General features: G+C 31.0%; 17 protein-coding genes. 1 reads left to right on the forward strand and 16 read right to left on the reverse strand.

The features are described from left to right. Nucleotides 1-11: 11 nt before the first annotated feature. From acsD to KGF46_RS11070, 13 genes are all read right to left on the reverse strand, one after another. Nucleotides 12-956: an acetyl-CoA decarbonylase/synthase complex subunit delta gene (gene acsD / locus KGF46_RS11010; protein ID WP_227829474.1), complete on the reverse strand. Its 945-nt coding sequence runs from the start codon at nt 954-956 to the stop codon at nt 12-14. A 19-nt stretch (nt 957-975) separates the two neighbouring features. Continuing rightward, complete coding sequence (locus tag KGF46_RS11015) at nt 976-1746, reverse strand: carbon monoxide dehydrogenase accessory protein CooC (RefSeq protein ID WP_227829473.1); 771 nt, start codon at nt 1744-1746, stop codon at nt 976-978. Nucleotides 1747-1801: 55 nt separating this feature from the next. After that, on the reverse strand, nt 1802-3187 hold the full coding sequence (gene lpdA / locus KGF46_RS11020) for a dihydrolipoyl dehydrogenase (RefSeq protein ID WP_227829472.1): 1386 nt from the start codon (nt 3185-3187) through the stop codon (nt 1802-1804). A 41-nt stretch (nt 3188-3228) separates the two neighbouring features. Beyond that, a complete protein-coding gene (locus KGF46_RS11025) occupies nt 3229-4110 on the reverse strand; it encodes a methylenetetrahydrofolate reductase (RefSeq protein ID WP_227829471.1) in 882 nt (293 codons plus the stop codon). 35 nt (nt 4111-4145) lie between these two features. Then, entirely contained in the window at nt 4146-4820 is a 675-nt protein-coding gene (locus tag KGF46_RS11030; RefSeq protein ID WP_227854703.1) for a methylenetetrahydrofolate reductase C-terminal domain-containing protein, read from the reverse strand. Between the two features lie 35 nt (nt 4821-4855). After that, nucleotides 4856-5728: a bifunctional 5,10-methylenetetrahydrofolate dehydrogenase/5,10-methenyltetrahydrofolate cyclohydrolase gene (locus KGF46_RS11035; protein ID WP_227842779.1), complete on the reverse strand. Its 873-nt coding sequence runs from the start codon at nt 5726-5728 to the stop codon at nt 4856-4858. A 91-nt stretch (nt 5729-5819) separates the two neighbouring features. After that, complete coding sequence (locus KGF46_RS11040) at nt 5820-6452, reverse strand: cyclodeaminase/cyclohydrolase family protein (RefSeq protein WP_227842778.1); 633 nt, start codon at nt 6450-6452, stop codon at nt 5820-5822. 84 nt (nt 6453-6536) lie between these two features. Further along, entirely contained in the window at nt 6537-8213 is a 1677-nt protein-coding gene (locus KGF46_RS11045) for a formate--tetrahydrofolate ligase (protein ID WP_227829467.1), read from the reverse strand. A 240-nt stretch (nt 8214-8453) separates the two neighbouring features. Beyond that, on the reverse strand, nt 8454-9233 hold the full coding sequence (locus KGF46_RS11050; protein WP_227433452.1) for an AAA family ATPase: 780 nt from the start codon (nt 9231-9233) through the stop codon (nt 8454-8456). Nucleotides 9234-9537: 304 nt separating this feature from the next. Next, nucleotides 9538-11457 (reverse strand): anaerobic carbon-monoxide dehydrogenase catalytic subunit, encoded by a 1920-nt coding sequence (gene cooS / locus KGF46_RS11055; protein ID WP_227842777.1) that lies wholly within the window; start codon nt 11455-11457, stop codon nt 9538-9540. 610 nt (nt 11458-12067) lie between these two features. Further along, nucleotides 12068-12979, reverse strand: a complete 912-nt coding sequence (locus KGF46_RS11060; RefSeq protein ID WP_227829465.1) for a bifunctional enoyl-CoA hydratase/phosphate acetyltransferase — start codon at nt 12977-12979, stop codon at nt 12068-12070. A 336-nt stretch (nt 12980-13315) separates the two neighbouring features. Then, nucleotides 13316-14458, reverse strand: coding sequence for a tetratricopeptide repeat protein (locus tag KGF46_RS11065; protein WP_227829464.1), 1143 nt, complete (start codon nt 14456-14458; stop codon nt 13316-13318). A 17-nt stretch (nt 14459-14475) separates the two neighbouring features. After that, on the reverse strand, nt 14476-16230 hold the full coding sequence (locus tag KGF46_RS11070; RefSeq protein WP_227829463.1) for a B12-binding domain-containing radical SAM protein: 1755 nt from the start codon (nt 16228-16230) through the stop codon (nt 14476-14478). A gap of 134 nt (nt 16231-16364) precedes the next feature. Between KGF46_RS11070 and KGF46_RS11075 the strand changes: the two genes are divergently transcribed. Beyond that, complete coding sequence (locus KGF46_RS11075; protein WP_227433457.1) at nt 16365-16571, forward strand: hypothetical protein; 207 nt, start codon at nt 16365-16367, stop codon at nt 16569-16571. 4 nt (nt 16572-16575) lie between these two features. On the opposite strand, the gene KGF46_RS11080 is transcribed toward KGF46_RS11075, so the two are convergent. From KGF46_RS11080 to KGF46_RS11090, 3 genes are all read right to left on the reverse strand, one after another. Continuing rightward, nucleotides 16576-17499: a hypothetical protein gene (locus KGF46_RS11080; RefSeq protein ID WP_227842776.1), complete on the reverse strand. Its 924-nt coding sequence runs from the start codon at nt 17497-17499 to the stop codon at nt 16576-16578. Nucleotides 17500-17751: 252 nt separating this feature from the next. Further along, nucleotides 17752-19452 (reverse strand): arginine--tRNA ligase, encoded by a 1701-nt coding sequence (gene argS / locus KGF46_RS11085; RefSeq protein WP_227856669.1) that lies wholly within the window; start codon nt 19450-19452, stop codon nt 17752-17754. Between the two features lie 177 nt (nt 19453-19629). After that, a complete protein-coding gene (locus KGF46_RS11090; protein ID WP_227829460.1) occupies nt 19630-20046 on the reverse strand; it encodes a DUF523 domain-containing protein in 417 nt (138 codons plus the stop codon). Nucleotides 20047-20054 lie beyond the last annotated feature (8 nt).

Genomic DNA, 20054 nt, shown 5'->3' on the forward strand with positions numbered 1-20054 from the left:
TAACAATTTAATTAAGCTAATGCGTTAACCAATTCTTTTATAGTTTCTATTGATTTTGGATGACGAAGTATAACTGCGTTTGAACCACCTACTAAAACACTTGCTGCAGTTGAAACTTCCATTGCTATAGTTCTTTCTTCTGGACAACCCCAATCTGGCTCATCTTCCACTGGAGCTATAGCTTCTTTAACATGACCTACTTCGAAAGCTACTGGTGTTATGATAGGCATTTGTAATGTCTTATCATTTTGACCAAATGCTGCAAGTCTAATTCTATCCATAGTAGATGCAACATATTCATATCCATAACCAACTGCTGAACATCCAACATTCATAACTATATTTTCACCTTTAACGCCTAATTGAGTTAACAGTACGTTTAATTGTTTTGCTAGGTTTATATCAACAGAAGATTCTGCTCCAACTTTGTGTGAATAAGCCATTCCAGCTGATGCTCCTACTCCTTTGTAGTTATCTTCTACTGCTGACATAAATAGACAGTTATGACCATCCAATGTTTGAGCTAATTTTTCAAACAGTTTACCATCTTTTTCATGATTTCCTGAACCAGCTACTACTAAAGGCAATGTTATTGCTTCAACTACTGCTTTAGCCACTTCAGCACAGTCATCAACTGATTTATCTAATCCATTTGGGTCAGAACCATCAAATTTTAAACAAATAAAATCTGCTTGTGTATTAGCTTCAACATATTTAGCCCATTCTACTGGACAATTAGCTACATCTTTGTATAACTCTTTATATGAATCAGTCCAGCTTTCAGGATAAACATCTGATATTTGTATACCTATTTTTGGAGTATTCCCTACTTCTCCATCAAAACTATAAAAAGGTAATACATTTTCCCCACCTAATTTAATTGCTTTTTCCCCTATTCCTACTTCAACTTCTGATATTTTTCCAGAATATTTTTGAGTAGACATTTTAAATGCCATATTTTTTTCCCCCTTAAGCCTATTTTAATTCTAATTTAGCAAAAATTTCTTTCATAGCTACTTTAGATTTTGAATCTTCAGGTAAATCAACTAAAGGAATACCTGTAGAATCATATTCATATATCAATTCATCCATAGGTACAACACCGATTAGCTCTAGGTTATGTTTTTCTATTTCCTCTTTAACACCATCATTCATAACCCCATTTGGAACCTTATTTACAATTAGAAGTATTCTTCCAACATTTAATTTTAGTTCCTCAGCTAAATCTCTTATTCTAGCAACAGCTTGTATGCTACGTCTTGAGCAATCACTAACCAATAAAAGCGTATCAACATGTCTAGTAACTTTTCTGCTTAGATGTTCCATACCAGCTTCGTTATCCATGACTAAGTATTTGTAGTGACCAGATATTTTGTTTACTTGTTCTCTAAGTATCCCATTTACAAAACAGTAACATCCTTCCCCTTCTGATCTCCCCATTACTAATAAGTCATATCCTTCGCCTTCTTCAATTATAGAATTTAATCTAAATTGTAGATATTGTGCTTTTGTCATACCACCTGGGAATGCATTGCCTAACTTTTCTCTTTGATTTACTTCTTCTCTTATTTCTCCTATTGTTGCTTCAACTTCAATACCTAATACTTCATTTATGTTAGCATTAGCATCAGCATCTACAACCAATACTGGTCCCTTATTGTCCTTAACCAAATAATCAATCAAAAGCCCTGTGAGACTTGTTTTACCAGTTCCACCTTTTCCTGCAACAGCTATATTGTATCCCATTTTAAGACTTCCCCCTTAAATCTAGCCACAGAGCCTTATGTACTCTGTTTACTTATTATAATTTAGGTACAGAATGAACACATTCTCCATGTACATCATGAAGTGCTTCCATTAGTCCTTCAGATAAACTTGGATGTGGATGTATTGCATCCCCTACTTGTTCTACAGTTAATCCTAGATGAACAGCAAGTGATAACTCTGTTAATAAATCTGTAGCATGAGGACCTACTACTGCTGCACCTATTATTTTATCTGTTTCTTTATCAGCTATTATTTTTACAAATCCTTGGAAATGTCCTATAGCCTGTGCTTTTCCAAGTCCTCTAAAATCAAATTGACCTACATTGTATTCTACACCTTCAGCTTCAAGTTGTTTTTCAGTTTTACCAACACCAGCAACTTCAGGTTCAGTATAAACACATCTTGGAATTGCTCTATAATCTACTACTTTAGTTTTTCCTAAAGCATTTTCAACTGCAACAATACCTTCTTTAGAAGCAACATGTGCTAAGAAAGGAGTATCTATTATATCACCTATTGCATATATACCTTCTACATTAGTTTCAAGATGCTCATTAACTACTACTTTTCCTCTTTCCATTTCAATTCCTATATCTTCTACTCCAGAATTATCAAGGTTAGGTCTTCTACCAACACATACTAATGCATATTGTGCTTCTATAACCTTTCCATTAGAAAGAGTTGCAACAGCTTTACCATCAACTACTTCACAAGTTTGTACTCCAATACCTGTAATAACTTTAATCTTATCTTTCTTAAATTGTCTAAGTAGTTGTTTAGCTACATCTTTATCTTCATTTAATAGTATCTGGTCAACCATTTCAACTATAGTTACTTCTGTTCCTAAGGCTCTAAAGAATTGCCCTATTTCACATCCTATAACTCCACCACCTACTATTAACATAGACTCAGGTATATCTTCAAGTCCAAGAACTTCATCACTAGTTATTACAATTTTTCCATCATATGGGAACATTCTTGGTACAACTGGAACAGAACCATTAGCTAGTATTATCTTATCCGCTTTTATAGATTCTACTGTTCCATCATCTTTTGTTACTTCTATAGTATTTTTATCAATCAATTTTCCAAAACCATTAACTAGTTTTACGCCTCTTTTTTCAAATAGGAATTCTATACCACTTATTAATTGATTTACAACTTTATTTTTTCTTTCCATTATGGCAGTGAAATTTGGTGTAACTGTACCATCTATCTCTATACCAAAATCCTTTGCTTCCCTCACAGTATTTAATACCCCTGAAGAAGCAAGAAGTGCTTTAGTTGGTATACATCCTGCATTTAAGCAAGTTCCTCCAACTCTTCTTTTTTCAATAACTGTTACCTCTGCACCAAGCATAGAAGCTTTTATAGCTGCTACATATCCTCCTGGTCCACCACCTACTACTACTATTTTCATCCTTAATTCCCCCAAACCTTATAATCTACAATCTTGTAATACTATAAACCTGCGGCATCTAGTATAGCAGGTATATTTTCTTCTGCCCCAATTGCCATTATATGAACACCATCACATAAATCTTCTTCTTTTAATTGTTTGATAAGTTCTCCTGCCATTTTTATTCCTTCACTTACCCAGTTTTCTTTTCCAGCTGCTCTTAATCTTTCGATTTGTTCATCTGGCACAAATATTCCTGGTACATTTGCAGTCATAAATTTAGCCATTCCTGGAGATTTTAAAGGTACTATTCCTGCTAATACCTTACAATCCATATCCCTTGTTAGTTCTCTAAACTTTCTCATTGTATTTATGTCATAAAGTGCTTGAGTTTGGAAAAATTTAGCTCCAGCTTTTATTTTCTTTTGCATTTTTAATAATTGAACTTCTATTGGAGAATATTCTGGAGTTACTGATGCTCCTAGATAAAAATCTGGAGAACCTTTTAATTTATTACCAGCCATATCCGTACCTGCCATTAGAGTTTCAGCAGTTTGAAGTATCCCTACAGAGTCTAAATCAAATACTCCTTTAGCCTGTGGATGGTCTCCTACGCTAGTATGGTCTCCTGTTAATGCCAACAAGCTGTTTATTCCAAATACACCTGCTGACAACATTTCTCCTTGTATAGCTATCCTATTTCTATCTCTCCCCGTTATTTGAATCACTGGTTCTAATCCAGCATCTTTTAGTAATTTACATGTAGCAAGAGAAGTTGCTCTCATAACTGCTGATTGAAAGTCTGTTACATTTGCTGCGTGAACTCTTCCAACTAACGGCTTCGCACATTCAATTAAATGTGAAAGGTCAGTCCCTTTTGGAGGAGCCATCTCAGTAGTAACTGCAAATTTTCCACTCTCTAGTGTTTCTCTTAATAAGCTCATCTCTAATCCCCCTTTTAACCTTCTAAAAAAAACTTTTATGAATTCGCTGTTGCTTCTTTCTTTTTCTTTGCACTTAAGCTTCTTGGATTATTTTGCTTAGAATAGTCTTTTGGTGGTCTTATTTCTGCTAAATTCTCTAATTGCCCTATAGATTCCAATCTTTCATATATTTTTATCCAAGCACAATCATTTTCTGGATTTACTTCACATTTACCATTTTTAGCTCCACCACAAGCCCCATTCATAAGACCTTTAGCACACATAGTTACTGGACATATTCCACCTGTCCAACCAAGTTCACAGTCTCCACAAGCTTTACAAGCTTCTTCATATTCTCCAACCCTTTGTACTTCCCCTATAAACAAAGTGTTGTTAGCTGGATAAACTGGTTTATTTTTTAGGTTTTTAACTATTGTTTGTGTCCCATCTCCACATGCTAAAGATAAAACTGCATCAGCTTCTTTAGTTTCTTCTTTTAGAACCTTTAAGTCCTTTTTAGACTTTAAAAGGTTACAAGCAGGATCAAGCATTACATATCCTAAGATTTTTTTGCCCTCACCTTCAAGAGTTTCCTTCATTTTTAGAACTTCTTCTTCTCCACCACTCTTACAAGTCGCTGCACATTGATTACAACCAACTAAAACTAGCTTGTCAAAATTCTTTAAGTACCCTAGCACTTCTTCCAATGGTTTATTTTCAGAAATTATCATATCTACTTCCCCCCTAAACCTTCCACAATATCTATCTATTTATTATTTTGCAATTTACAAGCTTTAACTACGTGTTTTGCAAGTATAGATGTTGTAACTGAACCAACCCCCGCTGGAACTGGAGTTATCATCGATACTTTATTTAAAACTGCATTTGTATCAACATCTCCACATAAATTTCCTTCTTCATCAACATTTATACCAACGTCTATAACTACTGCTCCATCTTTCACAAAACTTTCATCTACCATCTTAGCTCTACCAATAGCTGCTATCAATACGTCCGCTTCCGCAGCTACATCTGATAAGTTTTTAGTCTTTGAATGGCATATTGTAACAGTTGCATGTTCACTTAATAAAAGCATTGATACTGGCTTCCCAACTACCATTGATCTTCCAAGAACTGTTACCTTACTTCCTTTTAAATCAACATTATAATGTTTTAATATTTCTACTACTGCTGTAGGAGTACATGGTGGGAATCCACTCTTATCACCTTCCATGACTTTAGCAGAGTTTATTGGACTAAAACAATCTACATCTTTTTCTGGTGCAATGACATATTTTATAACTTCTTCATTTAAGTGTTTTGGAAGTGGTCTAAAACATAATATACCATTAACATCCTTGTCATCATTAGCTTTCTTTAAAACATCAATATATTCTTCTTGAGTTATATTTTCATCTAATTCCAACACTTCAGTTGTTATACCAATGTTTTGACATCTTTTTAGTGCTCCTCTTTCATATGATAAATCATCGCTTCTTGCTCCAACTCTAACTATTGTTAGCTTAGGATTTATACCTTCTTTAACTAGTAACTCGACTTCTTTTATTAAGTCTTCACTAATCTTATCAGCTACAGGTTTTCCTTTTATAATCTGTCCTTTAGTTGACATTACTTCCATATATTCACAACTCCCCTACAAGCAAACTTAAATTAATTTATTCTATATACCACATATTAATAACATAGTATTTACTTTCGTCATTTAAAAATTATTTTCCAAGAGCTTTTTCAACTTTAGCATAAACTTCATCACAAGTTTTAACGCCATCTTTAACCAATTTATCTACTTCTGTTTTTACTTTACTAACATATTCTTGATCTTGTATAGAATTTATATTTATAACTACATTTAATTGTCCTCCAAGTATAGCAGCTCTTAAACATTGAACCCCTACACCAACATCGCTTATAGCAAGTCTTGAACCTTTATCAACTAAATCTTCATGTAACTTAATAGCTTCATAACAAACTCTTACTATATTTAATGGCACTTCACAAGCAACTTTTAATGCTTTTTCCATTGTTTCTGCTTTTATTCTTTTTTCTTCTTCTGTTTCTTTAGGAAGCCCATAAGCTTTTGATAATGGTAAGAAACATTCTGCATCATCATCTATCATTTTTAATAAATCTTTTTCTAATTTTCCTGCTTTACTTAATATATCTTTTACACTTTCTTCATACTCAGCATACTTTTTCTTTCCTATTGTAAGATTACATACCATACTCCCTAAAGCCATACCAATTGCACCAACTAGTGCGGCAGCCCCCCCGCCACCTGGTACTGCTTCTTTAGAAGATAGTACTTCTACAAAATCAACACAAGTTTTATCTGCTATTTTCATGATAATCCTCCTTAAAAGGATGTAGGAAAATATCTCAAATTATCTTAGAGATATTTCCTACTCTTTATTTATAAATTAATACACTTAGAATAATCCAGCTATTACTCCATTTTCATCAACATCTATTTTTTCTGCTGCTGGAACTTTTGGTAATCCTGGCATTTTCATTATTTCTCCAGTAAGTGCAACTATAAATCCAGCCCCTGCTGAAATTGATGCTTGTCTTACAGTTATTCTAAATCCTGTTGGTCTACCTAATTTAGTTTGGTCATCAGTTAAAGAATATTGAGTTTTAGCCATACATACTGGAACTTTAGTAAATCCAAGTTTTTCTAAGTTAGCTATTTCTTTATCAGCTTCTGGAGTATAATCTACACCATCTGCTCCATAAATCTTAGTAGCTATAGCATTTATCTTATCTTTTATAGATAAATCATCTTCATAGCAGAATCTAAAATTATTTTCTTCTTCGTCTAATAATCTTAAAACTTCTTTAGCTACTGCGATTCCACCTTCTCCACCTTTTGCCCATACTTCAGAAAGAGCAACATTAACGCCTAATTCTTTACACTTGTCTTCAACAAGTTTAAGTTCAGCTTCAGTATCAAGTGGGAATCTGTTTATTGCAACAACTGCTGGTAATCCATATACTTGAGTTATGTTTTCAACATGTTTTAATAAGTTTGGAAGTCCTTTTTCAAGAGCTTCTAGATTTTCTTCATTTAAATCTGTTTTAGCAACTCCGCCATTGTATTTTAATGCTCTTACAGTAGCAACTATTATAACAGCATCTGGTTTTAAGTTTGCCATTCTACATTTTATATCTAAGAATTTTTCTGCTCCAAGGTCAGCACCGAAACCAGCCTCAGTTATTACATAATCTGCAAAGTGCATAGCCATTCTTGTAGCTATAACAGAGTTACATCCATGAGCTATATTTGCAAATGGTCCACCATGTACAAATGATGGTGTTCCTTCAAGAGTTTGAACTAGGTTTGGTTTTAAAGCATCTTTTAATAATGCAGCCATAGCACCGTTAGCTTTTAATTGTCTAGCTGTTACAGGTGCACCTTCGTAGCTATATCCAACTATTATGTTTCCTAATCTTTCTTTTAAGTCAGCTATATCACTTGCCAAACAGAAAGCTGCCATTATTTCAGAAGCAACAGTTATATCAAATCCATCTTGTCTAACTGCTCCATCACCTTTTTTACCCATACCATCAACGATATTTCTAAGTTGTCTATCGTTCATGTCTACACATCTTCTCCAAGTTATTTTCTTAGGGTCTATTCTAAGTTCATTTCCTTGGTGAATATGATTGTCAAGCATAGCAGCTAAAAGGTTATTAGCAGCTCCTATAGCATGAAAATCTCCAGTGAAGTGTAAGTTTATATCTTCCATAGGAACAACTTGTGCATATCCTCCACCAGCTGCCCCACCTTTAACACCAAATACTGGTCCTAGAGATGGTTCTCTTAAAGCAACTAATACATTTTTATCTAATTTTGCAAATGCATCAGCAACACCGATAGTAGTAGTAGTTTTTCCTTCACCTGCTGGAGTTGGGTTTATAGCTGTAGTTAATATTAACTTAGCTTTTTTCCCAGTTTCTCTTTTTAGAAGATTGTAGTCAACTTTAGCTTTGTATTTACCATATAGTTCTACATCTTCTTCACCTAGTCCTAATTTTTTTGCAACCTCTCTAATATCTTGAGGCTTAGCTTCTTGAGCTATTTCAATGTCAGATTTAAATCCCATAACTGAATCTCCTCCCACAACCTAAATAGATTTAAAATATAATTTTTGTATAAATTGTATTAATATGTAAAAATTATATTTTATAAGATAATTATACATGTAAAATTGCTTAAAAACTAGCTACTAAGCTATTAAAATATCTTTACTTAATAGCTAGTCATTTATCTAATTAATCATTCATTACCTATCTAATACCTATTTATTACCTTTAACCAACAAACCAATTATAAATCAAAATTTCTATTTATCTTTAAGTGACATTAATTTCTCTTTTATTTCTTTAATTTGTGCTTTTGTTGTTTCACTAGAATCATATGGAGATTGATTAGCTCTATCAGAATCTATAACATCTTGATTGTAATAGATAAATCCTAAAGATTCGCCATCTTCTAAGTTTTGTATTATAAATTCTTCATCTTCTTTATTTCTGATTTTGTTACCTACAACAAATACCTTATTTACGCCTATATCATGACCAAGTTTTTTAACTTTTCTATAGGTTTGTAGACTTCTTTCACCTGGCTCTACAACTACTATAAAAGCATCTACACCTTGAGCTGTTCCTCTTCCTAAGTGTTCAATTCCAGCTTCCATATCCATAACAACTACATCTTTATTTTGTAGTATTAAATGAGAACAGAGTCTTTTTAAAAGAACATGCTCTGGACATACACATCCAGTACCACCAGAATCTACTGTCCCTAATGTAAGTAATCTCACTCCATTGTATTCTTTACAGAAATTTTCAGGTATATCGTCTACTTTAGGATTCATCTTAAACATTTTTCCAAATGAACCTACAGAAGCTGCTGTTCTATCTGAAACTAATTTTTTCATTTCTGATATAGGTACTATTGATTCATATACTTCTTTTGGAAAACCTAGTGCTAAAGCTAAATTAGCATCAGGGTCGGCATCAACAGCAACAACTCTGTATCCGTCTTCAGCAAACATTCTAGAGAGCATTGAAGAAAAAGTCGTTTTACCTACTCCACCTTTACCTGTTATTGCTATCTTCATAATCCCTACCACCTTTATTACTATTTGCTTTTTATTTTATTTATTTATTTTTTAGTGTAGTTATCTATTTTTTAAACACTAAAAATAAACTACAGCTAGTCCTTACAGGAACCAATTACATTTACCCTACTAGCTTTTCAAAGCAGCATGTATAGTTTTAGTATTCTTCATTATATTGTTTATATTTTATTTATTCAGTATATTCATTGTATTTCGATATTTTTTTCTTTAATATTTGACTTTATTCAACCATAAAATCTTTATTTAGATATAAAATCGTTTTTTCTAAGACTTTAGGCATTTTCTAAGCTTCTGCTTCAACGCCCATTTTTTCTTCAACTAATGCTTCGAAGTGAACACGTTTCTTTTCTATATCTTCTATTATTGTAGCTGCTAACTCTTTTGGATTTGTATTTACAGTAAATGTTGCACCAACTTTATCTTTTAATTCGCTAGTTAATATATCTACTGCTCTTGAAGAACCAGCTATTGGAGGCATTATTCCTAGATAAGTGTCTATACCAGAAGCTACAACATAACATCCTATAGCAACTGCTTTTTCTGACATCCACTCTGGAGCTATACCTACAACTGGAAGGTCACACATATCCATATCTAAGTATTTAGCTGCTGCTCCAACTAAATCTAATATACGGCTTATATCAACGCAAGAACCCATATGTAGTACTGGTGGGATTCCTACTAATTTACAGACAGTTGCAAGACCTTTACCTGCATATTTTTCTGCTGCATCAGTTTCCATTAAACCAAATTTTGCTGCTGCTGAAGCACCACATCCTGTAGTAACTACTATTATGTCGTTTTTAATTAACTCTTTCATTATTGTTACATGAGCTTCATTTGAAACTCCTTTAGCGTTGTTACATCCAACTACACCAGCTGCTCCTCTTAATACTCCAGATTTTAAACAGTCTGTTAATGGCTTAACTGTTCCTGCTGGGTCTATATGAGAGTTTACAACTCTGTCTAATTGATTTACTACTGCTTCTACACTATACCCAACTGTTGCCCCTGATTTTAATTCAGGTATAAGTACTTTTGATTTATCTCTATTTTTAAAGTTTAAGATAGCTTCTTTAACTATTGATTTAGCATCATCAAGAGCTTGTTCTTCTCTAAATTCAATATAAGTTGAACCTGTTATTTTAGCTTTTGGAGAAGTTGTTACAAACTTAGTATGGTAACAATCTGCTACTCTAGCTAGTGCAGGGAATATACATTGAACGTCAACTATTACAGCTTCAACTGCTCCAGTTACTATTGCAAGTTCTTGTTGATGGAAGTCTCCTGCTATTCTTACACCATGTCTCATTGTAATTTCATTACCTGTACAACACATACCAGCTAAGTTTATTCCATCTGCTCCAACTTCTTTAGCTAAAGCTACTAAGTCTGGTTCTTCTGAAGCTAAAACTATCATTTCTGATAATGCTGGCTCATGTCCATGTAATATTATATTAACTTTATTTTCTTCTAATACTGCTAAGTTAGCTTCTGTTCTTCTTGGTACTGGAGTTCCAAATAAGATATCGCTTAGACGAGTACCTATCATAGAACCACCCCAACCATCAGCCATAGAAGTTCTTAGACTCATGTGTATTAAACTATCTATATCACCAGTACATCCTATATGAGTAGAGTGCATTATTGTTGCAATTTCTCTATCTATAGCTCTTGGTTCTATAGCATATTCTTTCCATATTTTTTGTCTTGGTTCTGGTGCATTTTTTATAAATCTTAATGTCCCAAAAGGTTTACCAAATTCCATTAATGCAATTTCTGCCACTTCATGTGCTACATCATAGATATCTCTACCTTCTGTTTCTACATCCCATTCTTTAGCTAAATTAATTAACTTAGCTTCGTCTCTTATTTTATAGTTTCCATTTGGATCAGCTAATGCTAATGTATGTGCTATATCTCTAGCATGGTCTGAATGGGCAGCTGTCCCACCAGCAACCATTCTTGCAAAGTTTCTACCTACTATAGTATGCTCATCTGCTCCACATAACCCTCTTGGAGTTTTAGGACTTATTCTACATGGTCCCATTCCACATATTCTACAGCAAACCCCTTGAAGACCAAAACCACATTGTGCTTTAAAGCCTGCTTTTCTATCATACATTGTTTCTACGCCTTCTTCTCTAGCTTTTGCTATCATCTTCTGGCTGTTTAAATCAATTGTTAACATTTTTTCATCCATATTCCTATCCCCTTTTTTTGATTTTTAAAATCCCCCAGGTGACTGACTTCATGTCATAAAATAATAAAATAAATGCTTTCTAAGTTGATTATATACTAATTTTCAGCACTTTGCTTTAGATTTAAATATTTTTTTAACAAAATTAGATAATACATAAAAATTTTATTTTTAATGCCTAATTTAAGTTAATTTAACTGCTTATTTTTGGCTATTTTTTAATACTTAAGCCTACTTTTTTGATACTTTAGTTTAATTAAATTATGTTTTGATTTTTTAAAATCAATTTTGAATTATTTCTAGTCAATTTTTTGATATTACATCTTATTTGTGTGTTTGTTATTTCTCACTACTTTTTTGGACTTGTTACAGATTTTTACTCCCTATACCATAATTAGTAAAAACTTCTTAGAATAGCATTTTTTGGACTAATTTTTTGAATTTTTTTATTTTTCCTACTTTAATATTAATTATAGCTTCAAATTGAACATTTGTATATATTCATTTGAAGCTATAATTATTTTTTATATAAAATTTTTTTAATATTGCATTAATTCAGATATTATGACTACTTTTTATCTTTTAATGCATCTATTTTACACACTTAATGTTTTTATTTCATACTTTTCGCTACAATAGCTCCATATGCAATAGAGTATAATTTAGATTCATGTGAATCAGCTCTTGATACTAAAACTATAGGAGCTTTTGCACCCATAATTATACCTGCTGATTTAGAATCTGCCATATATGTAAAGGCTTTTCCTATTCCATTACCAACTTCTATTGTTGGAACCAATATAATATCTACATCTCCAGATACTTCACTCTTAAATCCTTTTATCTCGCTAGCTTCTTTTGAAACTGCTAAGTCAAAAGCTAAAGGACCTTCTACAATTACATTATCTCCAAATTCTCCTGCTTGACAAGCTTTTGCTAACATATCTGCATCTACAGTAGCTTGCATTTTAGGATTTACTTTTTCCTTAGCTGCTAAGCATGCAACTTTTACAGTTTCCATACCTAAAGATTTTGCTGCTTTTATAGAATTTTTTAATATTTTTGCCTTTTGTTCATAGTCAGGAGCTATATTCATTCCTCCATCTGTAGTTATCAACAGCTTATGGTATTTTTCTAACTCATATACCATAACATGGCTTAATAAACTATCAGTTCTAAGACCATAATCTTTATTTAACACTTCTTTTAATATAACAGATGTATCTAATAAGCCTTTCATTACAAAATCAGCTTCTTTACTTGATACTAATTTAACTGCTATTTCAGCACAGTCTTTAATATCATCCTTGTCAATAATTTTAATTCCACCCAAATCAAATTCTATTTCTTTTGATATTTCTCTTATCTTTCCTTCATTTCCAACTAATATAGGAGTAATTATATTTCTTTCTACAGCATCCTTTATCGCCATTAAAACTTCTTTGTCGTGAGCTGCTGCTACAGAAAGTACTATTTTTTCTCCTCCTTTAAGCTGCTCTAAAATATCATCTAATTTCTTTATCAAAAGTAACCCCTCCCTTATATATATTTAACTAAATAATACCATATTTGATATATCTTTTCTCAATTTATTTTTTATGTTCTAAAAAATTTGTATAACTAAAATCTGCTTTAATATTTAATTATTACAAGTTCAAGATATTTATGAAATATAATATTACAAAGAGTAAATAAAGGTAAAAAGCTCCCAAACGAAGTAAATAAAAAAGTGGTACAACATAATAAATGTTCTACCACTCTTAATTAATAAAATTTAATAACATCAAATAAAACTCACTAACATCAAATCCAACCTAATAAAATAAAACCTAATAGAATCTAATACAGTTTAACAACATTCTTACTTGTTTATACCAAGCTCTCTTAAACAAGCAATCGTAATCTCATCCTGTGGATTTAATTCATAAGCTCTTTCTATATAGTAAGTTGCATCATCAATATCACCATTGTTTAAGTAAGCCATACCTAAATTACAAAGAATTTCTGGGTCTTCTTTTATCTTGGCAGCTTGCTCAAAATACTCTATGGCTTTATCTAAATTATTTTTAGAAGCTTCACAAAGCCCTAATTCAACTATAGCATCTACTTGCTTAGGTTTTATTACTAATATCTTCTCAAAATACATTTTAGCCTGCTCTATTTCGCCCATACCCTTATATCCTAGTCCTATCATAAACAGTAAATTCCACCAATCCATATGTTCTTCTTCTAATGGCAGTAGTTTTTCTAATCCTTCTTTGAACTTACCATGGAATATAAGTGTATATCCTTCTTCATACTGTACTTTAAAATCCATCTTTCCTAAATTTTCTTGTATTTCAGCCACTAAGTCAGCATCTAGACCTAATCTTAATGCATCTTCCCATGTCAGTTTAGTCTTTAAATATTGACCTTGATTATAATAATGATAACCTAAATGATAATAACCTACTGCAAAATCACTATCAATATCTATTATCTTTTCAAGTTTGGCCATCGCTTCAAGTAAAAATGCATTCATAGCCTTATCATCTAGGTCTTTTTGATATTGTTTTGCTATCTCTTGGCACACAATTGCATAATTATACATTGCATCTAAATCATCTGGATACATAGTTATAAATGCTTTTATATATATTAAAGAATCTGTATGTTCACCAATCTCAAAGTACTTTCTAGACATGTATCCCATATATGCTTTTAAATCTAAGTTAATATCCTTAGCCAAAGCATCTAAAAACTTTTCATATTCTCCATTGTTTTTAAATTTACTATCTATACCAATTATATATATCATTGCATCTGCTATAGACATTGAGTTTAACTTATCTTGAGCAGTTTTTTCTTTTATTCCTTTTACTAGCACCTCATTTTTTATAGGTACATCTAGTCCACCTTTTGGCACATCATAACTCTTTAATTTAAATTCTCCACCATGCTTTATAGTTATAAAAGCTAGTTCTTCTGCCTTCTTTAGCAAATATTTTTCTATTTTAAAATCCATTTTTTCCTCCTAAATACTTAAATTTCTACTTTATGAGTTTTAGATTTCTCAAATATTTTTTTATCATCGTATTCAAATAAGACTATGTTTTCTTCTTCTCTTATTTCTGTATTTATATTATTTTTTAAATCCACAATATTAAATTTAAACGGTTCAAAATGAACATATTTTATTATATGTTTTGCTGGTTTATCAACAAAATTAGGTAGATATGTTGATAAGTTATCATTATCTTGTAAAAATACATGACATCTATTCTTAAAGTCATCCACATCTAACTTATTAAAAAACTGTGGTATATTTGATGTCTTACCTAGCGAAATATAGTCATATTTTAATATATCATTAAATACATCATTGTCTATATTTATTTTTTCATTATAGAAATCCAGTAATATTTTGTATAATTGATTTTTCCCCTGTGCCAAGTCAAAATACCCATTTTCATCAAAGTACTTAGCAAAAGTTTCAAAAAATTTAAAAGGACTTTGTTTGTAAAATCTGCCTATAATATATCTCATGGACAACACAAAGTTTTTAGAATTGTAGTATCTCTCAAGTATATCTTCTATATCCTTTAATTTCAATGTTTCTTCATAGCTTATATAATTATTGTATAAAAACTCATATGGAGCATAATCCTTATATTTAAATCCATGCTCATCTGCTACCTTTCTCATACCTGTACCCTTAATCATCTTTAAGAAGCCTAATTGTAAGTGTTCTATCCCTAGATTAAATACATCATTAAATGAGTTCTCAAAGCTTTCATAATCCTCATAAGGAAGTCCTGCAATTAAGTCTAAGTGCTGATGTATATTTCTATAAGATGCTACTGTCTGCACAACATGAGATAACTTTTTAAAATCATCTCTTCTTCCTACTGCATCAAGTGTTTTTTCATTTGTTGACTGTACTCCTATTTCAAACTGGAAAAGCCCTTCTTTACAGTCAGCCAAAAACTCAATCATCTTGTCATCTATCAAATATGCTGTAACTTCAAAATGATAGGTTGTATATCCATTATCATTTTTCATAAGAAAATCCATAATTTCCATAGCCACTTTTTTATTTGCATTAAAAGTTCTATCAATAAATTTAATTTGTGAGACTCTTGCATCTATTAAAGCTTTTAAATCCCTTTTTATTCTATCTAAGCTGAAATATCTCAGACCAGGAATGGTAGAAGATAAGCAGTATTGACAATTAAACGGACAACCTCTTGACGACTCATAATATACTATTCTATTTTCATATTCCTTTGGATTTAAATTTTCATAAGGACTAGGAATCTCGTCCAAATTTTGAAGAAGTTCCATAGGTTTATTTGCTATTATCTCGCTTCCTTGTCTATATACCAATCCGTCTACATTTTTTATTTCTTTCTTTCCTTTAAGATGAAGCACTAAATCTCTAAAAATTAATTCTCCTTCTCCATAAAGTATATAATCTACAAAATCGTATTTTTTCATTGCCTCATAGCTATCATAACTCACTTCTGGACCGCCCAAAGCTATTTTAGTATTTGGTCTAATTTTTTTTAGATTGTCACAAAGTTTAACTATATCTCCTATATTCCAGATATATGTTGAGAATAAAATTATATCATATTCATTTTTGTATATATCTTTTAAAATATAATCTAAGTCATTGTTTATCGTATATTCTTTCATGTCAACTTCTATTAAATCCCTTACAAATTCTTTTAGGTATCTTATAGCTAAATTTGTATGAATAAACTTAGAATTCAACGTTGTTAATAAAATTTTCAAATATTTCTCACCTCTTTTTAATATTATACTGCTTTTTGTACCCCTTATAGGTTAAAATAGTATATGTAAAGTCTATATAACATTTATATAATTAGATTATTAATTTCAAGTAATATGAGGAAAGGAAGTTTTTTATGGAATTAATTGAAAAAGTATCTATCAACTCTTTATCAAAAAGAGATTTACTGCTTATTATAAAGTCTCTTGAATACACTAATGAAAATACCCAAATTAGTGATTTTATCGACCTTAGAAATAATATAGTAAAAGAATTATGTTTCTTAACTGACACTAAAGAAAAAGATTTTTTGGATTACTTAGAAAAAAACAGTAATCTCTAGTAACCTAAACCTTTTTAAACTTTAATATATAAATACCTGATTTAGAATTTATCTTTATGCTTAATATATTATCACTAAAGGTTTTCGACATAACTGTTATTTGATTAAATATGGGGTCTATTGTAGTATCGCCTTCTTCAAGGCTTATAAGACCACTTGGGTCTATTTTTTTATTATACATTTTAACCCCAATTTTATATTTTCTCAACTTAACAACATATTCTGACATAGAAAAAATAAAATCTATATTATCTTCGTTTAATTCAGTCTCTTCACCTAAAATAGATAATATAGATTTTTTCATGCTTTTAATTCCTTGATTTTCTACATTTCTGTCTTCTATATAAATATCATATAAAATATTTAAAACACTTGGTAGAATACTTTCTTCATCATAATCTTCATATTTTAAATCAATATATTTATCAATTAATTGTATTGTGCTTATCCTTGCCATCTGAAACTTTACAATATCAGACTTGTCTAATTGTATAGAAAAACCTATTATCTTGTCTTTAATATTTTGTAGTAATTCGACATATTCAATTTTACTGTTATTTATAAGATTGTGCATGATAGAATTATACGCTACAGAACTTAATAAATAATCAAATAAAGATTCTTCTTTTTTAAAGTAACTCACATATTTTTTTATTAGTTTAACAACCTCATCTTCACTTTTTTGAATATTAGTATTTGATAAAATTAATGGTAATAAAATATTTAAAAAATTGACATTACCTATTTTTTCTCCATAAAATCTAAAGTAAATAAGTTCATCTTTCAATCTCTTTTCGTCTATATATACACATCTTTGAGTTTTATCATCTATTAAGGATTTTGTATTTATTATAATTAAATCTTTAAGAGCCTTACTTCCATTATTAAAAGAAGATGTGTAGACTTTTTTTATTAATACGTCATTCATAAATATATCCTTTCTCAAAAACTTAATTTAAATATCCTGCTATTAAAAAAAAAGAGACAGCCCGTTAAGAAGCTGTCATATATAGGGGGATAGTAGTGTACAAAAATCATTGTAATCTACTATCTATATATTATTATACGATACTACTTTTTTATATGTAAAGCATCAGTTTTCGACATCCCTATATTCTACAGTTATACAAATTGCGTACTAAGTTCAATTTTATTCTTTTTATTTCAACATTTTATTGTGTTACATTCTTTCTGGAGCGTGCATTCCCAACAGTTTCAGAGAATTTTCTAAAGTTTGCTTTGTAGCTAGCACCAAGGCAAGTCTCGATTTTCTAATCTCTAAATTTTCCACTAAAATTGGATTGTCATGATAAAATTTATTGAACGCTTGAGCTAAATCTAGCATAAATCTTGTAACTATGTGTGGCTCATTCTTCTTTAGAGCAAGTAAAATATTTTTATTAAATGATTCTATAACTCTAAGAACTTCTGCACTATCTTCGTCAGCCAATAGACTATAATCTATATCAGAAGTGATTTTTTCTTCTGCTTTTCTTAAAACTGCACAGCATCTAGCATGTGTATATTGAACATATGGTCCAGTCTCTCCATCAAAGCTCAATGTTCTTTCCCATGAGAAAGTATAGTCTTTTATTCTACTATTAGATAGTTCTTGGAATACTACAGCCCCAACACCTACTTGTTTAGATATTTCATCTACATTTTTAGCATTTGGATTTTTAGCTAGTATAATATCCTTAGTTTTATCTATAGCTTGATTTAATGCATCTTCTAAAAATACAACTCTTCCTTTTCTAGTTGACATAGTCCCTTCTTCAAGAGCTACCATACCAAATCCAACATGCACCAAGTCTTTTGCCCATTCATATCCCATAAGCTCAATTACTTTAAACCATTGTTGGAAGTGTAGGTTTTGTTGAGAACCAACTACATATATACACTTATCAAAATCATAAGTTTCTTTTCTATATATTGCAGCAGCTAAATCTCTTGTCATATATAATGTTGAACCATCATTCTTAGTAATAAGTGCTGGTGGCATCTTATATTCTTCTAAATCAACGATTCTTGCACCTTTAGACTCTTGTAAAAGATTTTTTTCTTCTAATAATTCTATCACTCTGTCCATCTTATCAGAATAGAAACTTTCACCTGCTAGAGAATCAAATTCTATATCTAAAAGTTTATATACTCTACTAAATTCTTTTAGACTTTCATCTCTAAACCACTGCCATAATTCTTTTGCTTCTTCATCACCATTTTCTAATTTAGTAAACCATGCTCTTGCTTCATCTTCCATTTCTGGATGTTGTTCAGCTTCCTCGTGGAATCTTACATATAATTTCAATAATTCTGGGATTGGATTAGATTCTACTACTTCCTTTTCTCCCCACTTTTTAAAGGCCACTATTAACTTACCAAATTGAGTTCCATAGTCACCTAAATGATTTATTCTTATAGTTTTGTATCCTTGTGATTCATATATCTTATATAGAGCATTACCTATTACTGTAGTTCTTATATGCCCTATATGGAAAGGTTTTGCTATATTTGGAGAAGAGTATTCAACTATTACAGTTTTATCTTTTCCAAAATCGCTACAACCATAATTTTCTTTTTCATCTAATACTTTTTTGATTACAGTTTCTGCTAATTGAGATTTGTTTACAAAAAAATTCACATATCCGCCTAGTTGTATTACTTTTGTTATCTCTCCACTAGCTTCTATACTTTCTGCTAATTCACTTGCTATCATGTTTGGAGCTTTTCTAAATACTTTAGCTAGTTTAAAGCATGGAAAAGCATAGTCACCCATGTCCTTGTTTGGTGGAACTTCTATAAGTGCCTCTATCTCTTCTATCGACAATTCTTCTATTTTCTCTTTAAGGCAATTTGATATTGCTACCTTGAAATCTTGCATCTTGTTGCTCCTCTCTACATTGTTCCTGGTTTATATTGTGCTTATCTCTTTATGTTAAATCAAATTCCGTGTTTTTTCAAGTATTTCATTACATGGCAAAACACTTTAATAATTATGTTTTCTGTATCTATTAAAAATACTATAATTACAGTTTTTATCCATACCATTATTGACTTTCTATAAGTCTTTTTCACTCTTAACTTTTATTCCTTCTTCTTCTAGTAACTTTGCTGTAATACCTTTCCCTGGTATTTTTTTACCTGAAAAACTACCATCATACACTAGATTACATCCACAAGAGGGGCTACCCTCTTTTAGTATTGCTTCGCTACATACATATAACTTTGCTATTTTTAGAGTTTCTTCAGCACCTCTTACAAAGTTTTCTGTTACATCTTTATAATCTTCTTTTGTGATTACTTTCCCATCAACTATCTCAGCAGGTGGTCTTGGTGTAGATAGACCACCTAACTGTTCTGGACATACAAGGATAAAGTCTTTACCTTTTAGGTATTCTTTTACTTCTTTATTTTCATTATTATCGCCACTATATTTACAATTTATTCCTATTAAACATGCAGATACTAATATCATAAAAATGT

Origin of the sequence: Clostridioides sp. ZZV14-6153, assembly GCF_020657855.1 — a bacterium.
Classification (GTDB): domain Bacteria; phylum Bacillota; class Clostridia; order Peptostreptococcales; family Peptostreptococcaceae; genus Clostridioides.

What these genes read in the sequence shown, in the direction of transcription:
- KGF46_RS11030 (WP_227854703.1), bottom strand. Translation starts at nt 4,820, where the DNA reads ATGATAATTTCTGAAAATAAACCATTGGAAGAAGTGCTAGGGTACTTA.
- lpdA (WP_227829472.1), bottom strand. Translation starts at nt 3,187, where the DNA reads ATGAAAATAGTAGTAGTAGGTGGTGGACCAGGAGGATATGTAGCAGCT.
- KGF46_RS11090 (WP_227829460.1), bottom strand. Translation starts at nt 20,046, where the DNA reads ATGATATTAGTATCTGCATGTTTAATAGGAATAAATTGTAAATATAGT.
- KGF46_RS11040 (WP_227842778.1), bottom strand. Translation starts at nt 6,452, where the DNA reads ATGAAAATAGCAGATAAAACTTGTGTTGATTTTGTAGAAGTACTATCT.
- KGF46_RS11045 (WP_227829467.1), bottom strand. Translation starts at nt 8,213, where the DNA reads ATGGGATTTAAATCTGACATTGAAATAGCTCAAGAAGCTAAGCCTCAA.
- cooS (WP_227842777.1), bottom strand. Translation starts at nt 11,457, where the DNA reads ATGGATGAAAAAATGTTAACAATTGATTTAAACAGCCAGAAGATGATA.
- KGF46_RS11015 (WP_227829473.1), bottom strand. Translation starts at nt 1,746, where the DNA reads ATGGGATACAATATAGCTGTTGCAGGAAAAGGTGGAACTGGTAAAACA.
- argS (WP_227856669.1), bottom strand. Translation starts at nt 19,452, where the DNA reads ATGCAAGATTTCAAGGTAGCAATATCAAATTGCCTTAAAGAGAAAATA.
- KGF46_RS11050 (WP_227433452.1), bottom strand. Translation starts at nt 9,233, where the DNA reads ATGAAGATAGCAATAACAGGTAAAGGTGGAGTAGGTAAAACGACTTTT.
- KGF46_RS11065 (WP_227829464.1), bottom strand. Translation starts at nt 14,458, where the DNA reads ATGGATTTTAAAATAGAAAAATATTTGCTAAAGAAGGCAGAAGAACTA.
- KGF46_RS11025 (WP_227829471.1), bottom strand. Translation starts at nt 4,110, where the DNA reads ATGAGCTTATTAAGAGAAACACTAGAGAGTGGAAAATTTGCAGTTACT.
- acsD (WP_227829474.1), bottom strand. Translation starts at nt 956, where the DNA reads ATGGCATTTAAAATGTCTACTCAAAAATATTCTGGAAAAATATCAGAA.
- KGF46_RS11075 (WP_227433457.1), top strand. Translation starts at nt 16,365, where the DNA reads ATGGAATTAATTGAAAAAGTATCTATCAACTCTTTATCAAAAAGAGAT.
- KGF46_RS11035 (WP_227842779.1), bottom strand. Translation starts at nt 5,728, where the DNA reads ATGGAAGTAATGTCAACTAAAGGACAGATTATAAAAGGAAAACCTGTA.
- KGF46_RS11080 (WP_227842776.1), bottom strand. Translation starts at nt 17,499, where the DNA reads ATGAATGACGTATTAATAAAAAAAGTCTACACATCTTCTTTTAATAAT.